This is a genomic window from Dokdonia pacifica (assembly GCF_900188275.1).
GTDB lineage: Bacteria > Bacteroidota > Bacteroidia > Flavobacteriales > Flavobacteriaceae > Dokdonia > Dokdonia pacifica.
The window spans coordinates 1528771-1548747 of record NZ_FZNY01000001.1; the positions used below are offsets into that span (position 1 = coordinate 1528771).

The window sequence follows — 19977 nt, forward strand, 5'->3', positions numbered from 1 at the left end:
AAATATTATACAGTGTTACGCAGTGGTTTTGCGTAGTTTTATTTTTGTAATAAATTATAATTAGTTTTCCCTAAGTCTTTATCATCGATACTCATAAAATCAAATAATTCTGGAGAAAATTGCTTTGCTAATTCTCCTAAATCTACAAACGTAAATTGTTTACTTAATCCTCGAATAAATTTTTCTAGTATAGTTATTATTTTAATATTAATAGAAATATACATTTCATCATCATTAGGTTTTTTATAAAGTTTTTTAAGATGTTTGAATAAAGTATTATCGTCCTTTAATAATTTTGTTTCAAATTCTTCCCATTCTTTTTCTACATTGATACTTGGTTTAGAGTGACCAGTTACAATATCAAAATTATGATAACGAGCAAATTTTCCGAACTCTGATAATAAATAGAGTAATTGATTTAAATTCTTGTCATTACTAATGAAGTCTCTATCTTTTTTTAAATATTCATCATTAGAGTGCCTTATTGAGAAGTATTTTTCAGTAATTGTTTTTTTTAATTTTTGAATATCATGTCCATGATTTTTTAGCATTTTCAATTCAGGAAATGTGTTGTTTTCCCCATGAAAACCTAAACATATATAACATTTTAGAAAACGTTCGATACCGCTTGATAAAAGTTGTAGAGGTAAATGATAGAAATTATTATCAAGACTAATGTTTTGAATTTCAGCAAAACCTAATCTTATTAATTTAACAGAATCTCTAAATTCATTATGTAAGAACATAATTCTAAGTTGTTCATCTTTCATAAAATTCATCTCTAATCATTATTAACAATTCATTTACTTGAGCTTTATGAGGTTTTTCTATCAGCTCAGAAGTCTCATATAATACATCTAATTCCTCTTTTAAAACTTCTGCTTTAGCAACCAAATCATCATATTCAAAGACCCCTTTTTTAATCCCTAATAAAAATTCACGATCGGATCTTCGCACATTGATCATTCCATCTTGTGCAATCTCTTTGGCCATATGTAATAACCGAAAGGTATGCATCATGTTTTTGGTATCATAATTCTTTCCATGCGCAACATTATTTTCATAACGGGCTTCATTTCTTTTGGCGACCCAATCCCAGTATTCTTTATATTTCTTACAATAGGCGGCATACCCATCTATATTACAATAAAGTAAGGCGATAGGGGTTTCTTCTTTTTCTACAGAACTCAGACATACTTCATTAGCATTTGCTCTCGCAACACCTTGATAGCCTTTGTTTGCTCCATAAAAGAGGTTGTAACAATCTTTCATATGAGGAATGTTCACCAATCCACAATGCGTCTCTAGTAATTTATTTTCCTCCAAATATTCGTTTAAAGGAATAGATGCTTTAGCATTTCTTACATAGCAAAAGTCCAATACCGTTTTACGCTCTTTAGTCATGGGATTGACTATTTTTTTATGGAGTCCACGTGCTTTTTTGATTTGTGTATAGGCATAGTTTGCAAAAGAGTTTTTACACAATTTTGACAAGAAATAGTCCATTTTAATACGATCAAACAAGGGATCTTTAATCAAAATACAATCTTCAGGTATGTTGAGTAACTCCAAAATATTAGGATTGTTTTTTGAGAGTAAAGTGATGAACTTCCGCAATTCATAATATACCACATCATTGGTCGCATCATTAATTTGCTCCACATAATCCATACTATAAAATAGTTCCTTAGGCAAAATGAAAACCCCTCGGATATCGGTATCCGAGGTAGCTGTGTCCAGTCCATAGGCCTTACTGCCACTAATGCATTCAAAAATGATGCAACCAGATGCTTTAAGGTCTGCTATTGTTTTCATGAGATTACTTTTTGATAGGTTATGGTATTTCTAAAGGTAGTAAGATCGGTTATACATTTTTGTAAACCTTTATTGAATCTTCCTTTAGATAAATATATTGAGGTAATACGTGTGTATTCAGAAGCATTCATATCTGAGATCGTTACTTCTGAAAATTGGTATTGCCATGTTTTATTAAAACTAACATATAAATTGATTTCTGGATTATGGATTGCTGTTACAATCCAGTATTCTGACTCCCAGATATTGGCATTACAAATGGTTGCTTCAATAATTTTCCAATCGTTTTTTATAAGGGCTTGTTCTATATGGTATTTATACCCTGTTTGTGTTTTCATTTTTCTTGTATTCCGTATTTTATCAGACTGATTTTACCGAAGGAGGGATGAGTTTCGTCAAACTGAACTTGTTTCAGTTTCTCATCAACATTGAGCAACTTTATTGAGATTCTGAAATAAATTCAGAATGACGTATGAGGTTACTCATTAAATAACTCTAACTCTCTAGTAAGTTCAGCCTGATTTTTTAGCTTTCAGTGATGCACTTGTATAGAAAACTATTGATACGTTCTGTACCTGGTTTTCCGCTAGCAAGTGTTTTTGCATATCGATCATTGATTGCGATGACTTCTGATATGAAGTTGCACACAGATTCTGGTCTTTTATGCATATAACTTTCGGCATTTTTAGATTTTATGTCCATGAGATGTGTTATCTCATCTGCGATATCGTTTGTGATTAAGGGTAGCATTTCGCGAAAGCGTACAGGAGGCATAGTCCCATATTCCAAAATCCATTTTCCTGCCATGGCGGTGCGCAAGGCATAAAAAAGGCTCTTTAACTTCACTGTGTCTGCTACTATTTTTTCTTCATATTTCTTACTCATGCTGAGGTAATGAAACATGGAAGCAATAGGAGAGAAGCAGTCTGTTGCGATACCACGTAGTTCTGTCAACACCCCTTCATTTCCTTTATAGATCATAGGAGAAAAGAGATGTTCTACTGCTGGGACGTTGGACTTTTTAAGCAGTAGTAAACTTTTACGAAGTTCCCATCCTACGGCATCAAAGTCGCCATCCATGATGTCTATTGTATCTCGTTTGTCTGAGATAGAGAGATACCAGGGAAGCGGTTTTGTGTATAAAAACCGTACGTCATAGTCGCTGTCTGGAGAGGCAAATCCCCATGCTCTACTACCTGATTCGCATGCAAATAATATATTGACATCGCGTTCTTTTTCTATATGTGTAAGTCTTGTTTTCATGATTTGTATGTATTTATAGTACAAATATGAAATGGTAGTACGCAGGGTTTTTGCGTAGTTAAAATATTCTTGTTAAAAAAGAGAATTAGGGGCTTTGTTCATTTTCTTTGCTTGTCCAAAGAAAACGGAACCAAAAGAAAAGACACTTTTTCTTAGGTATTTTTTCGCTTAGCGCGAAAAATCATAAGAATTTCTCTAAATTTTCTCCAAGGCTTCAAAAATTTTTAACGAGAGATTCTTATTATACTTGAGAAAAAGAGATCATCCATGTAGTCATGTTAGTAATTAATGAAATATAATAACGAGTTTATTAAATTTTACGACAATTTTTCGAAGGCCGTTTTAATTGAATACTTGTATTTAATGAAATGTAATAGGGTGTTTATTTTCTAAAATGGTGTAGGTGATAGAGATCAAATTTGCTTCGACAATATCTGTGGTTTTGAAGTATATATCTTGTAATGTATCTAATGTATTTTTTGAAAATAAATGATTTGTAATTAGTTGATATTGGTTATCATTTACCTTAAAAGGAAATCCGTATAACACACCAGATACGATATATGAATAGTTTTTAGAAGAGATAGATGCAAACCAACTATTTATAAATTTGGTAAAAACGCTATATCGATTTAAAAGTTGTAACAGATCACTAAAATAATAATCTGATACTGTCTCAAGATGTATAAAACTTTCAGATAAGGCTTCAAAAAAAAGATCGATTGCTTTAATTTCTTCTTCAGGCCATGTTTCCCATTCGGCATAGGTTAGTTTGTCTGAAATTAAAAAATTAGAGATAAGATCATTATTAGGTTGTGCTATTAATTCTAGGATACGCGGTAAAAAATGTTTGTAATGTGCAATGGTTCCTATCGTATAAATAGAAGAAATTTGATAACATTCAAGGTCATCACTGGTTAATGCGTGTAAAGGTGTTGTAGCAAGAACGCCTACTTTTCTATCATAACAGCAAGGACAGCTATGACTTTTAAATTCTGAAGCATCAAAATGATACGTTCCAAATACGTTATAAAGATGTTCAATGGAAAGAGAGAGTTCTGATTTCATACCTTTAATTTCTCAGTTATTTTTCAAAGGTGAAACTAGATTACGCAATGGTTTTGCGTAGGAAAAATAAAGACATAAAAAAAGCGCCATTGAGCGCTACACTTATGACACAGGTAATATCTCTATTACTTTGCCATATACATTTTTGGTCCATCCGTTAATGTGACCTCGGTTGTTACCGATCTGTAATCCTCGTTTTACATTTTTCCCTTTGACAAGGTGTGTAAAACAGTTGCCTCTTACTTTACAAAACACAATATCTCCTGGTTCGCAATCTTCCCAAGTGACGGGTTGAAGAACAACGGGTTGTTTTGATTTTAAGATAGGTAACATAGAATTACCGGGTTCTTTAGAGACAATGGTCTCTCCATTCAATAGCTTTTGAATTTTCCAATTCATTTTTATAGTATTTAAATTAAACTTGAATACCAGATTATAGCTGATATAATTCAAAAACTATGGAGTATGGTTTTTTTCAAAGAACGAGTGCGGTAATGCACATCGTAAAAGTATAAAAAATAAAGGCAAAAAGACAAATAGTCAATATATATCCTGAGCTACCCTATATATAGGGGTAGGAGTTGAACCCACGCCTCTCATAATAAAATGAGCGCTCTAGCCGAAGTATGACTATTTTACGGCACTTTATATTTGTTTTATACGCTTTAACGCTTTGCTCTCCCTACGGTCGTGAATCTCGCAAGCTCGATTTCGCGAAAGCGTATACATTAAAAAACAGTAAGCAAAATTGTAATAACTAAATAAACATTCGGGGCTTCGTCAGCTGGGAATCGAACCCAGTTAGTTTGTAAACTAAACCTCCCCTTTTTTTTGGGTGCGAAGTATGTCATTACGACGGCATTACTGTTTTTTTATAATATTAAGAATGGTAACGATCATATAATCCTTATGCGGGATTCGAACCCGAACAAAATCAGCCTATGAACGAAGTATGATTATACTAACGACACATTCTTTTTGAAAAGAGGTAATATATATAAAATGCATTTTTGTAACCGTTAAAAGACGAAGTAACACTTTATGACGACACTCTTTTTTTGAGTCTATATTAAATGAAAGTAAGGCAATAAACGATAAAAGAAATTATAATCGTGCTCTACCTCTTTGAGCTACACTCCTTTTCTTGTTATTTTGTTTTAGAAGGAGTGGTGGGACTCGAACCCACAACCACGGCATCCTGAGTGCGAAGTAACTTTAATCTACGGCGCTTACTTTTTTATTATTTTAGAATTAAAAGAGGCAACATTCAAAAAATGTTTTCTTACGAGCCCTCACTAAATAGGCCTCATTGCTGAGTGCTGGAGTTGCACCAACTTTCTCGTGTGTAGTTCGAAGTAACATTTTTTTACGGCACTCTTATTTTTAATAGTAAGAAACAAGGCAAAAGGCAATCAAAGTAGTTTTACGTGCTCTATCCATCTTGAGCTACACTCTCATTTGTGTGTTATTCTTTATAGTGAGAGTGATGGGACTCGAACCCACAACCACGGCATTAGAAGTGCGAAGTATCTTTAATTTACGGCACTTGTCATTACTAAATATGTGTATTAATAAAGTAAGGTTACTAGCGAGAAGTGTGTTAGGTATCATGCTCTATCCAGCTGAGCTACTTCCCCAAAATAGTATGTTTTTTAGTAAGGAAGGTAGGATTCGAACCTACGACCCTGATATTAGATGAAACGAAGTAATACTTATCTACGACACTTACTTTATAGATTTTAAAATAAACAAGGCGAAAAAGCAATATGAGAGATTGCATGCTCTACCAATTAATTAAGCTACATAGTTTTCGGTACTATTATTCGGAAAACTATGGTGGGACTCGAACCCACACGTTTTTCAAGTTCGAAGTAACTCATATCTACGGCACTTATTTATTTTTATTGTAAAGAAAACAAGGCAAAAAGCAAAAAAGGAGATGCTCTTGAAAGAGCGCCGTTCTTATCCCGTAGGACAGTGAACCGGTGATTTGACATCTCAGAGAGACTTACGTATGCATGAAACATACTTTTCACCATGTCGGTTTTTAACCCGACTTCGCTAGCACAGTCGCCTGTGTTACGCTACCTTAGGACCGTTATAGTTACGAAGTAACCTTTTTTTACGGCACTTGTTTTTTCAATATTTGTATTGAAGTAATTTAAGCTTTCCCTATTGGCTAAAAAATGCCTTTTTACTCCCATATTTCGTTTTTTTCTTACATCGTAGCGCTGCTATGCTGTTCAAAAAATACTTCATCTGGAAGCAAAATCATCAATTTTCGCTTCAATGTGAAAGTTTAACTTACTTCATTTTCAAAGAACTTTTGTAAAAGCTCACACCCATTTTAGATGTGAGCTTATCATTATTATAAGGATTGCTCCTGTATATGTTGGATTGCTGAAGCTCCATTTTCAATTGCGTCTAGCACTTCAAAAATTTTATCACTCCAACCTCCTATTAAATGTACATCATCATGTGTGATGTTAAGTGGTGCATTTTTGTATCCCATTAGATCAAAAATGTATAGTTTGGCATTAGGCGCGATACGTTTGTATTGCTTCCATTCAGTTGCGATATGCGTATCTGAATTGTAATGACCGCTATTCCATAATTGGCAATCGGTAAAAATCATCACTTTATCTACAATTCGTTTTTTTGTATTCAAATCTTGAATTACTTTATAACCATTTGTAGCATAACCAACTTCACCTTCAATCTTTTTGAGCTTCATCACATTGGATAATACATCCCCTTTTGGTAAAATATATCGCTTCCATCGATCTCCAAAAAGACCTGTAATGATATTTTCACTTTTGTGTTGTAATAGCATTCCCAATACAAGACCAATATCATAGGCTTGAATCTTGCTATTTTTAGAAATAGATTGCATCATCGATCCAGATACATCACAAGCAATAACAACTTTAGTGTCTAGTTCAAATCCTTTTATATTATCAACACTTACTTTAATTGCTGTTTCTAGTGCTTCTAACATATATGGTGTATATGAAGACTTAATGCTCATTAATTCTTGATATGCTGCCATAAAACGAAAAGGAAATTGTTTTGATCTTTTTACGTTGTATGGATCTGTAAGCGTATCTGCTATTTTGCTTATATGCACAGCACTTACATCTGCTTCTAAAATATTTCTCAGGTTACGCATTAAAGCCATATACCCTAGCTTTTTGCTATCAATCAAGGCTTCCCATACTGCTGTAAACGCTTTTTGCTTTTCCTGCGTATTTTTAAAGGACTGTTGTCCTACTCTCGATAGCTCTACTTCCCATGTATAAGGAGTCTCTAGCGTATCTTGAATCACTTGATTAAAAATTGCTTGTTGCGCATCGTCTTTTGCTTTTGGGTGTGTTAAGAAGATCGCATCTTTAAAAGTCACTTCTGTTTGTCTATTATACTTTGCAAATTGGTAAGCATCAAACTTATTTAAAGCCATCACGATACCTTTTTGAACTTGCTTAGAAAGCTTATTCAGCTTTTTAGTGCCCGTTCTTTGATTTGCTACTTGGTAGTATGAAAGTAATTCTGTGATTTCATCAGCACGTTGGATAACACCATTTACTGTTCTACTTACTAGATTATCACCGCTATGTATTTTTGATAACTCTACTGCCAATACAATAGGAATAGATCGTAAGTACATTTTTTGACGAGCATAAACCGCTAGTTGTGCTACAAAGTAAGGGTCGTTTTTCTGAACCAAATCAATGATTCGTTCTAATCTATCCTGTCCTTTTTCATAAGTTGTTTTTTCTAAGGTAGAATTAACAACAGCTGTGTACAGTTCCATTTTAGGAGTTAGTCTATATGCTTTTGCTCCTTCGTAATTTCTTACTTGTTTTTTTGTCTTTGTAAATACATTAAATTTCATTGCTTCTTGTATTTTGTTGTTAATTACAGGGCAAATATTTCAATGTAATACGCAATCTTTTTGCGTAGTGAAAATTATTTCATATTTTTTCAAAAAAAAGGGAAGAAAACTTATAAATGGCTCATTATTTGACATGTTATCTAGTATGATAAGAAAACTATTTTTAATTGTTTTGGTGAGTTGTTTTTCTCTTGTAGCAAAAGCTCAATTAAATCCGTCTCAAAAAGAAGAGTTAGCAAAGCTTATTACTGAAAAGGTTAATAAACTCAGAAAAAGTAAAGGGAAGCAACCTATAGGAAGAAATATAGATCTTAAGAAGGCAGCACAATTACATTCTGATTATATGGTGAGGACGCAACGTCTATCTCATAATGAATATGGAAAAGACACGTATGCAACTCCTCGTGATCGTGTAACGCAGTATAGTGATATTTACATAGCAGTAGGGGAGAATATATTATATACAAAACCTATCCGAACGGCTATTAATACATTAACCCTAAAGAAAATAGCGGTAGATATTTTTAGAGCTTGGAAAAACTCTCCTGGGCATTATAAAAACATGATTTCTTCCGAATATGATTATGGAGATCTTGCTTTTACTTATGATCCAAAGTCAAAACGGGTATATGCAACCCATGTTTTTGGACGTAAAGGATATAAAATTCCTGGACAATTATCTGAAAATGCTTTTGGAATACAAACTTTCGATGGGGATTGTAGTTCTTTATTTAATGGCTTTCAAAATATTGTTACTAATATGGGGAATGCCGTTCAAATAGAAGGTAATAAAGTCATTCTTAGTTATCACAGTGTCTCTAAAGTAAAACAAATTCTTACAGATGCTAAAGACGGTATTGCTGTAGATTTAATCAATAAAGAACAATTTGCTTGTGATGATCCCACTCAATTAGATGCTTCTCCAATTTATGATGGCGTATTATTGAAACCAATGTATAGAGATGCATTATTTGCAAATAATATTGCTAAAAGTGAGTATCGATTTGTGGTGGTATTAGGGATTATTCCAGAACACTTACAAGGTAAAACCATACGACCGAGTTTAGTATTTATAAAAAATGGATACAAATGTAGATATGTGTCTCCAAGAACGATTCCAAGTGGACGGTATCCTTTAGCGAAAATTCCTCCTGTGCTCTATGAACCTGAAATCTCATTAAAAACACAGGGAGTAAAAGAGGTAGAAGAACTTATATATCCTTTTTATACAGATGAAACTGTGCCTGAAAAAGTGCCAGAGCTGAAAATAGTATCTGATCAATTATATGCTGCAGAAATTCAGAGTTATTCTTCTGTAGAAGGAACTGAAAAAAGAAACATAGGATTACATAATGCGAGAGCTGCATTTATGAAATCTCATGTTTATGAACAATTAAAAGACATAGCCATTGAATGGGATATTAAAGCAGAAGAAAATTGGGAGTTGTGTGAATACCAAATGGAATTATTAGGCAAAGAGTCCATATGGTCTAAAGGTAAAAGCGCTACACGAGCGTATGTAAATTCAAAAAGTAATGATCCCGTATGGGAGCGATTTCTTTCACAACAGCGTATCTCAAAAACAGTGTTGTATTGGAAAGGAGCATGGAGTTCAACAGATTCTTTACATGCAACGTATAATTTGATAGATGCATTATTAAAAGATGACAAGCCTCGGACAAATAAAGCATTAGCACTAATTTATAAATCTAAAACAGCAAACCCTCTACCACTATCTTTCCTCAAAAAACGCCTTTTTTCAAAACAGGAATTAGTGCAAAATGTATCAGCATTATTACTGAAAGATATAGATGAATATCAACTAGAAGATCTAGTGTTCTATGTGAGGACCTGGCTTCAAAAAGCAGAAAATCTCTCAGAAGGTGCTCAGAAAAATTTATTAAATCTCTATGCGATCACAAGTAGAAGAATGTTGAGCTCATGGGACTTAAGTTCTGAACAACTTTCTAGAGTAATGCATCCTGGTAAATTAGAAAATTTAATTGAAAATTATAAATCTGAAGATGTGGTCAATCCACTATTTTTAAATTTTCATATGGCCATCATACGTTATTATGGTCAAATAAATGATAGATCTAAAATTGACATCTCTTTTGATTTTATTACCAATTACTTTAGAGAAAAATCACTGTCTATAGAAGATGATTGGAGACTTGCATTGTTTTTTAATAGTTGGAGTAGGTATGATCTCTCTTTAGAATTACTAAGCAAGCCCTATAAAGAAGGGACGTTAGATGAAAACACTTTGTTCTTACTACTCCAAACAAAAATAGGATATCCCTATGGAGGAGAATTACCCTTGCAAGAACTGCATCAAGAAGCATCACAAAAAAATGAAAGACGATGGTGTAGTTGGATATATTATGATTTTGAAAATTTACGAGACAATGCTATAAAAGAGTTGTATTGTAAAAAATGCAAAGAATTTGAAGCTAATTTTTTAAACTTTAATTAATCTCATATGGCTGCCAATAAAAATGCCCTTATTCGATATAAAACCATAGACCAATGTTTACGTAATAAATACCGACAATGGACCCTTGACGATTTGATTGATGCCTGCTCTGATGCTTTGTACGAATACGAAGGTAAAGACGTATATGTGAGTAAACGTACCGTGCAATTGGATATCCAAACCATGCGAAGTGATAAGTTGGGTTATAATGCACCTATCGAAGTCTACCAACGTAAATACTATCGCTATACCGAAGAAGATTATAGCATTATGAACATTCCTGTCACCGATAAGGATGTCAAAGTAATGAATGAAGCCATTCAGATTTTACGCGAGTTTAAAGACTTTTCCCTTTTTAAAGAAATGGACGGCGTGTTACAGCGACTGGAAGATTCTGTCTACTCCTCTCAGGAAAATAGGAGATCTATTATTCATTTAGATAAAAACGAACAGCTCAAAGGCCTAGCGTATATCGATGTGATTTATGAGGCGATTCAGCATAAAAAAGTGATTGAAGTCTCGTATAAATCCTTTAAAGCACGCAGTGAAAGTAAGATGATTGTGCATCCTCAATTATTGAAAGAATTCAATAATCGCTGGTTTGTCTTAGCGCTTTCAAAAAGCAAGTATACCACACTGGCCTTAGACCGTATGCTAGGTATCACCATCAAAGATGACATTCCTTATGAAGACAATGAAGTACAAGGAGATATCTATTATAAAGATGTAGTAGGGGTGACGGTATCTGAAAATGTACAAGCGCAAAAAGTAACCTTTAGAGTAGATCGTAAAAATGCACCGTATGTTTCTACAAAACCTTTTCATGCCTCTCAAAGAGAAATTAAAAAAACTGAAGACGGGACTATTTTTGAAATTCAGGTACAACACAATTTTGAATTGGAACGCCTTATTCTAGGATTTGGAGATAGTATTGAAGTCCTCAAACCAAACCATCTTCGGAAGCGTATTTTTCATAAACTTAGAATCGCTTTATCTCAATATGAGGATAAGGATTAGTTCGCTTTCGCGAAATCGAACTTGTGAGATTCACGACCGTAGGGAGAGCGCATCGGTAAAGCGTACAATGAAACAATTGAAGTAAGGTATAGGTTTTGTCAAAGGTTGGTTTGTTCTAACAGAAGCTAGTAGATTATCTCTTCTTTTTCTCAAGTATAACAAAGATTTCTCGTGAAAAATTTTTGAAACCTTGGAAAAAATTTAGAGAACTCTTTGTGATTTTTCGCTAAAGGCGAAAAAATACCTAAGAAAAAGTGTCTTTTCTTTTGGTTCTGTTTTCTTTGGACAAGCAAAGAAAATGAACAATATATGTTAATTCCAAATCGATAATTTATAACAGTTATCCCCTTGATAGTTAGTTATGTCCATTTTTATCTTTATTTTTAAGAACTCCCTAAAACCAATATATAATGATTTTTTTTTATGATAGAAAAAATAAAAGACGCTATTAAAGACGATAGCTTAATTCTTTTTGTTGGAGCAGGAATGTCTATACCTTTTGGTTTTCCAAATTGGGCAGATTTAATTCAAAATATTTTAGAAAAACTGCATCAAAAATATGGAACGACAATACCTGTTCCTTTTGATTATTTTATAAATCAAGGTAATAATGTAGATGTATTTAAAGTATTATCATCTTTAGAAAATGAAAATTGTAAAAGTGAAGTCAATACATTGTTGTATGAAGAAATTACATCTGTAGATATAAAAGATTGTGATTTTAATAAGCAAGAAAAGCTATGGCAGATTAGTGATAAAATTATTACAACAAATTATGATAAAGTTTTAGAAAAGAAAAAACCAGAAGATATACCATGGTTTTCAAATTTTAATGAATTTCAGCAATCAAGAAGTCTAAACGACAATCCTTTCTTATATAAGATACATGGGGATATTAATAATCCTGATAAGTGTATATTTTTTGAATCTGATTACAAAAAGCTATATGATGAAGATACTTCTGATAAAGAAACTTTAAAAACTTTTTTAAAGACTAAAACAATTCTCTTTTTAGGTTTTAGTATGAATGACCCTTTTATTACTAAACAGATTGAATATCTATATGCTATATATTCAGGATACAATAGAAATCATTATATATTACAAACAAAATCTAACTCTAAAGATTTAAGAAAACATAATTTACAAACTATTCCAATTGATAATTGGAATGATGCTTTTGATGATTTCTTAGATGAATTAGTAGAAGCTAAAAAAGAGAACTCAAAAAATGATATTGTAATAACTCCAAGTAAAAAAGAAGATATAGACATTTCTAAAATAAAAGACACTATTCTTTTAGAGAAAATGTTTGATGAAAAAAAAGAAGAATTTGATGAGGCAGAAGATCATTTAAAAAAGAAATTTGATAAAGAGTTACGTGTAATCAAAGATCGAATGATAGAGTTGCGTACTAAGCAATTTAACTTTGATTTTAAGATACCTGATCATGACCTAAATGAACTTGAACATATATTTGAAACAATTTATAATTCAGAAATACTAAGTGATTTAACTAAAGGGAAAATCAATAAAATAAAGAATGTCAATGAAAAGATATATCAATGGTATCATCGTAGTGTTATTGTAAGTGCATTAGCATGTAGTCTTGTAAATCATCATAAAATAGATATAGCAAAAATTGATTTACTAATTGACTTTGTAAATGAAAGCGAACCAAAAGTATGGCAGAAAGCTATTACATATCTATTTATAGTATTAAATTTTTTAGGTAATAGATGGATTCGATATAAGAAAAAATTAGAATCTAAAATAGAACGTTTAAAATTAAACCTAGAAATACAAGAGTCATTAAGAACTATCATTTATTTTATGCAGATAGGTTTACAAAGGGAAAATGCATTAGGGCAATATGTATTTGAAAATAAGCATTTTAAAAACAATCCATTTAATTACTTTCTTCCTTTTTTTAAAGGAAACCCCTCTGTAGATAAACTATACGATAATGAAAACATAGAAGATATCGAGGGTTTTATTGAATTTTTATACGATATACCTTTGCCTGACTCTTTTAAATATTTAGTTTGTAATGAGGAAAATATTATAGTAGAAAAAAAATCGCATCATCAAATAGATGAAGGGAAACTGCAAGACTCTTTATCTATATTTACCATGCATATCACTTTTGAACCTTATTTAAATTATGCGAGTGAATTTTTAAATTTTTATGAGAATCATCCTGACATTAATAAATCAATCAATGAAAAAGGAACAATAGTAGAGGTTAAAAATTTAAAAAATTATTTATTAAATACTATAGAACATCATCGTGCTCTAGGTAGACAATTTATGATAGAAGAGCAATGGGGCAAGGCAATTACACATTATCAACAATTATTAGTAATTAAAGAAAATGATATTTTGGCACTTAAAAGTTTAATTACTTGTTTTGAGAATAAAAAAAACAGTACTGATGATCGTTTGGAGTTACGTTTAAAGATAGAAAATATAGATCCAAAAGATCATGAAAATTTATTTAAAGTTGGAGTATTATACAATGAGAAAAAGAAATATAAAACTGCTATAAAATATTTTGATAAAGCTATAATTTTAGAAGATAAAAAATCAGATTACTATGGTATTAGAGCTAGCTCAAATAGGTCATTAGGAAAACTAGAAGATTCTTTGAAAGATCATAATAAATCTATAGAATTTGATAGAGAAAATGCAATGTATTTTAATAATAGAGGTAATACAAAATTTGATTTGAAAGATTATGAAGGTGCCCTGAGGGATTATAATAAATCTATAGAATTAGACGATAAGTCAGCGGATACCTATATTAACAGGGCTGGTGTAAAAGTTAAATTAAAAGGCCATAAAAGTACGGCCATAAATGATTGTGATACAGCCATACAGTTAGATAATAAAAATGGCAAATACTTTAGAGAAAGAGGGAATATAAAATTTGATTTGAAAGATTATGAAGGAGCTTTAAAAGATTATAACTACGCAATAAATAAGAATAGTAGAGATATAGATTCTTTAAATAATAGAGGCCTTACTAAGGATTCTTTAGGAGATTATGAGAACTCTTTAAAAGATTATGACAAGATAATAACTCTAGATCCAAATGATATTGCTGCTTACACAAATAAAGCTAATTCTCTTAGAAAATTAAATCAAATCAATGAAGCTTTAGAAACCATAGCTATAGCTCAAGAATTAAACCCTGAAGATAGTATGGCATGTGGAACAAAAGCCGCGATATATGCTTCGCATGGAGATGATGAAAAATTCTATGAATTTTTAGAAAAAGCTTTTCAGTTAAATGCTAAAGCAAACTGGTTAGATAATGATATTAAAGAGAAATATAAAAATGAAAAACGTTTTCAAGACTTACTTAAAAAGTATGATCAAACTTTAGAAGAAGAGTAGATAAATTTATGTAAAGTAACTTAGTTTGATCAAACTGAGCTAGTTTCTGTTTCTCACACTTTTTGATATCTGTGTGATGAGATTTTGAAATAAATTCAGAATGACGTGCTAAGTGACTTTAAGAAAATAGAAAAGGATTTACCCCAAACACCAATCCATGATTTTGGCGATATTCTTGGCATCATCCACACCTCTGTGATGGGTGCCTTCCAAAGGAATATTTAGGATGTTTAAAGCGCCTTTCATACCTACTTTCTTTCGGAGATCTTTAATCTCATAAAAAAGTTGCTTTACATTGATATGATCATGAGACAATGGGTAATCGATATTTCGAATTTTGCATTGTCGTTGCATCATGTTGCGATCATAATCACCATAACTCACCCACGTATTATAATGTCCTTCGTAGGCATCACGTACGATATCACAGGCATCTTCAAAAGAGATCCCATCCTGATCTAACATGTCTTGTGTGATGGTGGTAAGCTCGGTACAAAACGGACTCACCGTGGAGCGTTCTGGCTTAATGAGAATGCCTCTAGGGTCTGAGATTTCACCCGTTTGTGCGTTTAAGACGCAAATACCGATCTCTATGATCTCATTTACTTGCCCTTTAGGTATGGGACCATTCCAGCAGGTAGCCTCTAGGTCTATTACTAATATATTATCTGTTGTATTCATTGTTTTATGTTTTTAATTAATCTATAGGTGATTTCGTTGTTAACACTTCGACAAGCTCAGTGTGACAATTTTTAACTCAATCACCTATAGATTTTGTTTTGTATTACTCCCTATCTTTAAAGGGAGGTGTCCAGTTTTTCTGGAGCATTATGTGTTTTACTTCCTCGTAAGAAAGCGGATAAAAATCATGACAATCTACACCTACATCAAAAGATCTAGAAGTAGGATCGTCAGGTAAATTCCCATGCGAGTGACCGTATAAATGCCAAGTACCTCTAAATGACGATCGCCAGACGCGCATTGCATAATGTAAGAGGATAATTTTTTGACGTCCATTGGGTGCATCTGCATCAGGAACGCTGAGTTCAAAGTAATCTTTAATCCATTCAAATCGTTGTGGATTTGCTTGTGCAGCACCTTCGTGATTTCCTCGAATTAGATAAATCTTACCATTGAGTCGATCAAGAATATCTTTCATTCTATGCGACTTACATAAGCCAAAATCACCTAAATGGTATACGTGATCGTTCTTACTTATTTTACTATTCCAGCGTTTGATGAGTTCTTCATCCATTTCTTCGACACTTTCAAAGGGTCGGTCTGAGAATTTTATAATGTTTGTATGACCAAAGTGATGGTCTGATGTAAAATATATGGTATTCATTTTTAGTTATGTTTTTATAAGTGTAATGGCGCCTGTGTTGGTTTCAAAAACCATTTGTTGTACAGTAATGCCCATCATCACATTTTCATTTTTTAATATGTCTATACATGAGTTTGTATCATAAGGAACTTGCTCACGTAGTAATTCTTGAGTAGTTGTATACCTCCCGAAAGATGTGTCTCGAAGCATATTACTCTCTATAGTTACTTCATTATCAAGAATTTTATAATCATTAGTCACAATGATATGATCTTCATTAGAAGTTCTCGTCGCACATCGTATAGGTGTTCTTTCTAACACTATTTTTTCTTCTTTTTGAGTACCTGATAATAGGATCAAACAGTCAGAAATAATAGGTTTTTGTTCCAACATAGATTGTGCTTTTTGAAAAGATGTAGCATTTTCTAAAACATCTCTCAATAAAAAAGAAATTGGAGTTGCAATCTGAGGTTCATCTTGACTAGCAACAGCATTTAATGTTAAACTAAATGCTCTCGGTCGTACTCCAGATAATGCCCCTATAAATCCAGGCCACCCTATAGTTTTAAAAACTGTTTTTCCTCTTCTTTGAAAATTAAAAATCTTAGTGTAACTACTTAAGATATTATTATCGGTATGCCAATCTAAATTTCTAGCATGTCGCATTACACCTTCGTTATATACTGTAAAAGCAGTACATCCAAAGTAAAACTTTAAAAGATCATAATACAGATTTGCTGTAAGAATTTCGCTAGCTGAAAAATCGCAGATAGCAGCAATTCCTTCTATTTCTTTTAAATAGATGTCTGAAATAATAGTCTCTTTGTATATTTCTATTCCAGAAAAAATAATATCTGCTTCTTTAAAATCTTGTAAATAGGATTGAATCAACTCATTTACTTCTTTCTTTATTTTTATTAAGGAACTCCACCTTTCTTCCGGAGGAAGATCCAAATCGACGATATATTGTTCCATTTTTTGTTTGTTCATTTAAGTATTCGTCATTTAGAGAGAGCGAGGTACGAGGTACGAGAAATCGCATAACAGTGAGCATATATCTTCTTGTTTTAGCTACTTGTGCGATTCCTCCTCATACTTCGTTCGGAATGACAATACATTATTTACTATTATCTAGGCATTGTAATTAACTCTTCACGATCCAACGGGTCGATATCGTATTTGAGTAATTGTAATGCAGCTTGTACAGCCCAGCATTTATCACTTGAGTGTATGTTACTGTATAGACTTAATAAAAAAGAAGGCTCTACAATGTTCCACCCTTTTACGGTACGTTGAGGTACATTTTTATTGACAAAAAAGTCAATCGTAATTCGAAAGAGTTTTCCTGCATGTTCTTCTGTTTTTTCATAGCGTCTAAACTGTTCATCACTGGGTAAATGATCATAGCGCGTCCATACTTTTTTAAAGCCACGTTCTTGTAAAATATACATGACTTCGGCAATATTTTGTGGTGCTATAAATAAATCTATATCCTTATGATCATGAGCATGTTTAAACTCTTGATGTCCTTCTGGCGATAAAAAATGCCACGCCCATCCTCCAGACAAAACCACAAGCTCTCTTAAAAAGTGAAGCTCTGTTAGTGCATAGCTTATTCTATAGTCAGGCCATAATTCGCCATATCGTTTTTTGTTATGTGGTGCTCCCATATCGTATGTTTTTATGGATTCTTATTCTTTAGAATCCGTTCGTTCTTTTTTGTTTTTTATTCGGTTTTCTTCACATTGAATGTCTGTCATATACTCATTGTTATACGTATATTCTTTTGCCAGTTCAATGTGTTTTAATGCTTGCGCATATTCTTTTTTATGTTCAAACACTAGTGCGTTTTTTAGATGTAATTCGGCTTTATCTGTTCCTTTTACAGTGAGTGCAAAATCAATGAGTTTTTGTGCCTCATTAAGATCTTCATTCCACAGCAATACATCAATGTATTTTGGATAGATATAGATCGCTTGCATATCTCGTGCCAAAGCGCGTTGGAAATACTCTTTGGCTAGTTCATAATTTTTTATGTGATGTGCATACATCTGACCCATAAGACATAAGGCAATAGGATTTTCTTTATCATACGCCAATGCATAATCAATAGCTTCTACAGCTTCGCTCAGATTGTAATCATAGGTGTCTAACGCTTTACACAGGTATTTGTCTAATGTTTGATTCATGTCTTTTCTTTTTTTGGCATAAAGCCTTCGTCTAGGATGTTATGCGATTATTTCTTTTTCTTCTTTTTTGAAGAATTCTTCTTTTTCTTTTTGGAATTCTTCTTCTTGGAAGTTTTTTTCTTCTTCTTTTTCTTTGGAGCATCTAGTTTTCTTTTCTTTTTAATGCGTTTTATTTCATTATCTAGAAAGTCAAAATAATGCTCGTTATAGGTTTCTTTTTTTGCTTTTTTAAGTAATTGAATACTCTTTTTAAAGTCCTCTTTGCATTCATACATATATGAGGTAAGCCAAAATAATTGTGCCTCATCTTTTGTTTTTTGAGTGAGCCCAAAGTCAATTACTTTCTTAGCACGTTCTAACTCATTTGCCCAAATTAATAAGCGTGCATAGGTGGTATAAACCTCTGTATACTCAGGATTTGAAGCAATGATTTTATCAAAGCATGAAAACCCTTCTTCATAATTGCCTAAGTGTTCTGCTTGTATTTGGCCTAATAAGCATAAGGAGGGGGCGTGTGTTTCTTCATATGACAAAGCATAGTTCAAAGATTCACATAACTGCTCCCAGTCACTACCAAAAAAACCCATAGATCCTGATGCCTTTAAATAGTATTGATCTGCTATTGTTAATCCCATGATTTCTTTTTTAAATCGTTTTTAAGTGACTGCCTTTTTGAGGCGTAACTTTTATTCTTTTTTTGGTGTTTAAAATCACTTCCTTCAAAAACACGTATGGGGTTTCCTCGTTCTATGTTAAGGTGTTGTTCCCAAGTAGCGGTGGCTTGCTCTTTTAGTTGTTCCAAATGGTGAGCTTGGAACTGATCTTTAAGACGTTGCAATGCTAGTTTTTTGTTTTGATGTTGTGATCTACTATCCATTGCGACACATTGTATTCCTGTAGGAATATGTGTAGCGCGTACTGCCGAGTTTACTTTATTTACGTTTTGTCCTCCAGGTCCTGTACTACGCATGGCTTGATACTTGACATCTTTCTCATGAAATGATGTAGTTGCTAGTTGTGGTACTTCCTGTAATTTTATAAACCAATTTTTACGTTTGTGATAGGTTCTATACGGTGATTTTCCAATCCATTGTATGGTGCCTATCCATTCGGAAAGAAAGGTGTCTAAATTCTTTCCTGAGATACGTAGTATTACTGATTGTACAGCGGTGATGCCTGCTTGTTGTTTTTGTAATACAACATGATTGCCATTATGTTCTTTGAGTGCTGCGATAAAGGCTTTTAATACTTTTGCAACGACCCAATTACATTCGGCGGGGCCTCTTCCTGCTGTAATTTGTATAAGTGTGTCCATTGTTTCTAATTTTTTCTAACGATTCTTAGGAGTGCGTTAGGGATTGCCGTGTAAATCCCACAGGCACGCTTTGCGTGACGAGGAATTGAAACAGAAAGCCCGACGGCGTTTTGCTTTGAAAGCAAGACGCCGTAACGCCCTAAATGATATATGTTTAAAATTCATAGTACTAAAACCAACTACGAAAAAGACGTTTCCCCCTCCCTAAAGGGAGGTCTT

17 protein-coding genes are annotated in these 19977 nt (G+C 32.8%); 3 read left to right on the top strand and 14 right to left on the bottom strand.

What is annotated here, in order from left to right:
* Window positions 1-38 precede the first annotated feature (38 nt).
* The 7 genes from CHB80_RS06875 to CHB80_RS06905 form a co-directional block, all read right to left on the bottom strand.
* Window positions 39-770: a hypothetical protein gene (locus CHB80_RS06875; RefSeq protein ID WP_143337062.1), complete on the bottom strand. Its 732-nt coding sequence runs from the start codon at window positions 768-770 to the stop codon at window positions 39-41.
* Window positions 760-1815: a nucleotidyltransferase domain-containing protein gene (locus CHB80_RS06880; protein ID WP_089370654.1), complete on the bottom strand. Its 1056-nt coding sequence runs from the start codon at window positions 1813-1815 to the stop codon at window positions 760-762. Before CHB80_RS06880 ends, CHB80_RS06875 begins: the two co-directional genes overlap by 11 nt.
* Window positions 1812-2153 carry a hypothetical protein gene (locus CHB80_RS06885; protein ID WP_089370655.1) on the bottom strand — a complete coding sequence of 114 codons (342 nt, stop codon included), beginning with the start codon at window positions 2151-2153 and terminating at the stop codon, window positions 1812-1814. The genes CHB80_RS06880 and CHB80_RS06885 overlap by 4 nt, the downstream gene beginning before the upstream one ends.
* Window positions 2154-2340: 187 nt before the next feature.
* Window positions 2341-3078, bottom strand: a complete 738-nt coding sequence (locus CHB80_RS06890) for a nucleotidyltransferase domain-containing protein (protein WP_089370656.1) — start codon at window positions 3076-3078, stop codon at window positions 2341-2343.
* Window positions 3079-3438: 360 nt separating this feature from the next.
* Window positions 3439-4146, bottom strand: coding sequence for a hypothetical protein (locus CHB80_RS06895; protein WP_089370657.1), 708 nt, complete (start codon window positions 4144-4146; stop codon window positions 3439-3441).
* 102 nt (window positions 4147-4248) lie between these two features.
* Entirely contained in the window at window positions 4249-4545 is a 297-nt protein-coding gene (locus CHB80_RS06900) for a S24/S26 family peptidase (protein ID WP_089370658.1), read from the bottom strand.
* A gap of 1969 nt (window positions 4546-6514) precedes the next feature.
* Window positions 6515-8038, bottom strand: coding sequence for a TROVE domain-containing protein (locus tag CHB80_RS06905; RefSeq protein ID WP_089370659.1), 1524 nt, complete (start codon window positions 8036-8038; stop codon window positions 6515-6517).
* A 145-nt stretch (window positions 8039-8183) separates the two neighbouring features.
* Between CHB80_RS06905 and CHB80_RS06910 the strand changes: the two genes are divergently transcribed.
* From CHB80_RS06910 to CHB80_RS06920, 3 genes are all read left to right on the top strand, one after another.
* On the top strand, window positions 8184-10514 hold the full coding sequence (locus CHB80_RS06910) for a CAP domain-containing protein (RefSeq protein ID WP_179218099.1): 2331 nt from the start codon (window positions 8184-8186) through the stop codon (window positions 10512-10514).
* 6 nt (window positions 10515-10520) lie between these two features.
* Complete coding sequence (locus CHB80_RS06915) at window positions 10521-11531, top strand: helix-turn-helix transcriptional regulator (RefSeq protein WP_089370661.1); 1011 nt, start codon at window positions 10521-10523, stop codon at window positions 11529-11531.
* Window positions 11532-11954: 423 nt separating this feature from the next.
* On the top strand, window positions 11955-14930 hold the full coding sequence (locus tag CHB80_RS06920; protein WP_089370662.1) for an SIR2 family protein: 2976 nt from the start codon (window positions 11955-11957) through the stop codon (window positions 14928-14930).
* Between the two features lie 138 nt (window positions 14931-15068).
* Here the strand turns inward: CHB80_RS06920 and CHB80_RS06925 are convergent, their stop codons facing one another.
* The 7 genes from CHB80_RS06925 to prfH form a co-directional block, all read right to left on the bottom strand.
* The gene (locus tag CHB80_RS06925; RefSeq protein WP_089370663.1) at window positions 15069-15611 is read right to left on the bottom strand and encodes a 3'-5' exonuclease; all 543 of its coding nucleotides are present in this window, start codon (window positions 15609-15611) and stop codon (window positions 15069-15071) included.
* Window positions 15612-15714: 103 nt separating this feature from the next.
* On the bottom strand, window positions 15715-16275 hold the full coding sequence (locus CHB80_RS06930; RefSeq protein WP_089370664.1) for a metallophosphoesterase family protein: 561 nt from the start codon (window positions 16273-16275) through the stop codon (window positions 15715-15717).
* A 6-nt stretch (window positions 16276-16281) separates the two neighbouring features.
* On the bottom strand, window positions 16282-17229 hold the full coding sequence (locus CHB80_RS06935) for a C45 family autoproteolytic acyltransferase/hydolase (protein ID WP_179218100.1): 948 nt from the start codon (window positions 17227-17229) through the stop codon (window positions 16282-16284).
* Window positions 17230-17381: 152 nt separating this feature from the next.
* A complete protein-coding gene (locus CHB80_RS06940) occupies window positions 17382-17924 on the bottom strand; it encodes a hypothetical protein (protein WP_089370666.1) in 543 nt (180 codons plus the stop codon).
* Window positions 17925-17945: 21 nt separating this feature from the next.
* A complete protein-coding gene (locus CHB80_RS06945; protein WP_089370667.1) occupies window positions 17946-18443 on the bottom strand; it encodes a tetratricopeptide repeat protein in 498 nt (165 codons plus the stop codon).
* A 47-nt stretch (window positions 18444-18490) separates the two neighbouring features.
* Window positions 18491-19078: a tetratricopeptide repeat protein gene (locus tag CHB80_RS24580; RefSeq protein ID WP_179218101.1), complete on the bottom strand. Its 588-nt coding sequence runs from the start codon at window positions 19076-19078 to the stop codon at window positions 18491-18493.
* Window positions 19069-19758 (bottom strand): peptide chain release factor H, encoded by a 690-nt coding sequence (gene prfH, locus CHB80_RS06950; RefSeq protein ID WP_089370668.1) that lies wholly within the window; start codon window positions 19756-19758, stop codon window positions 19069-19071. The genes CHB80_RS24580 and prfH overlap by 10 nt, the downstream gene beginning before the upstream one ends.
* Between the last annotated feature and the right edge of the window lie 219 nt (window positions 19759-19977).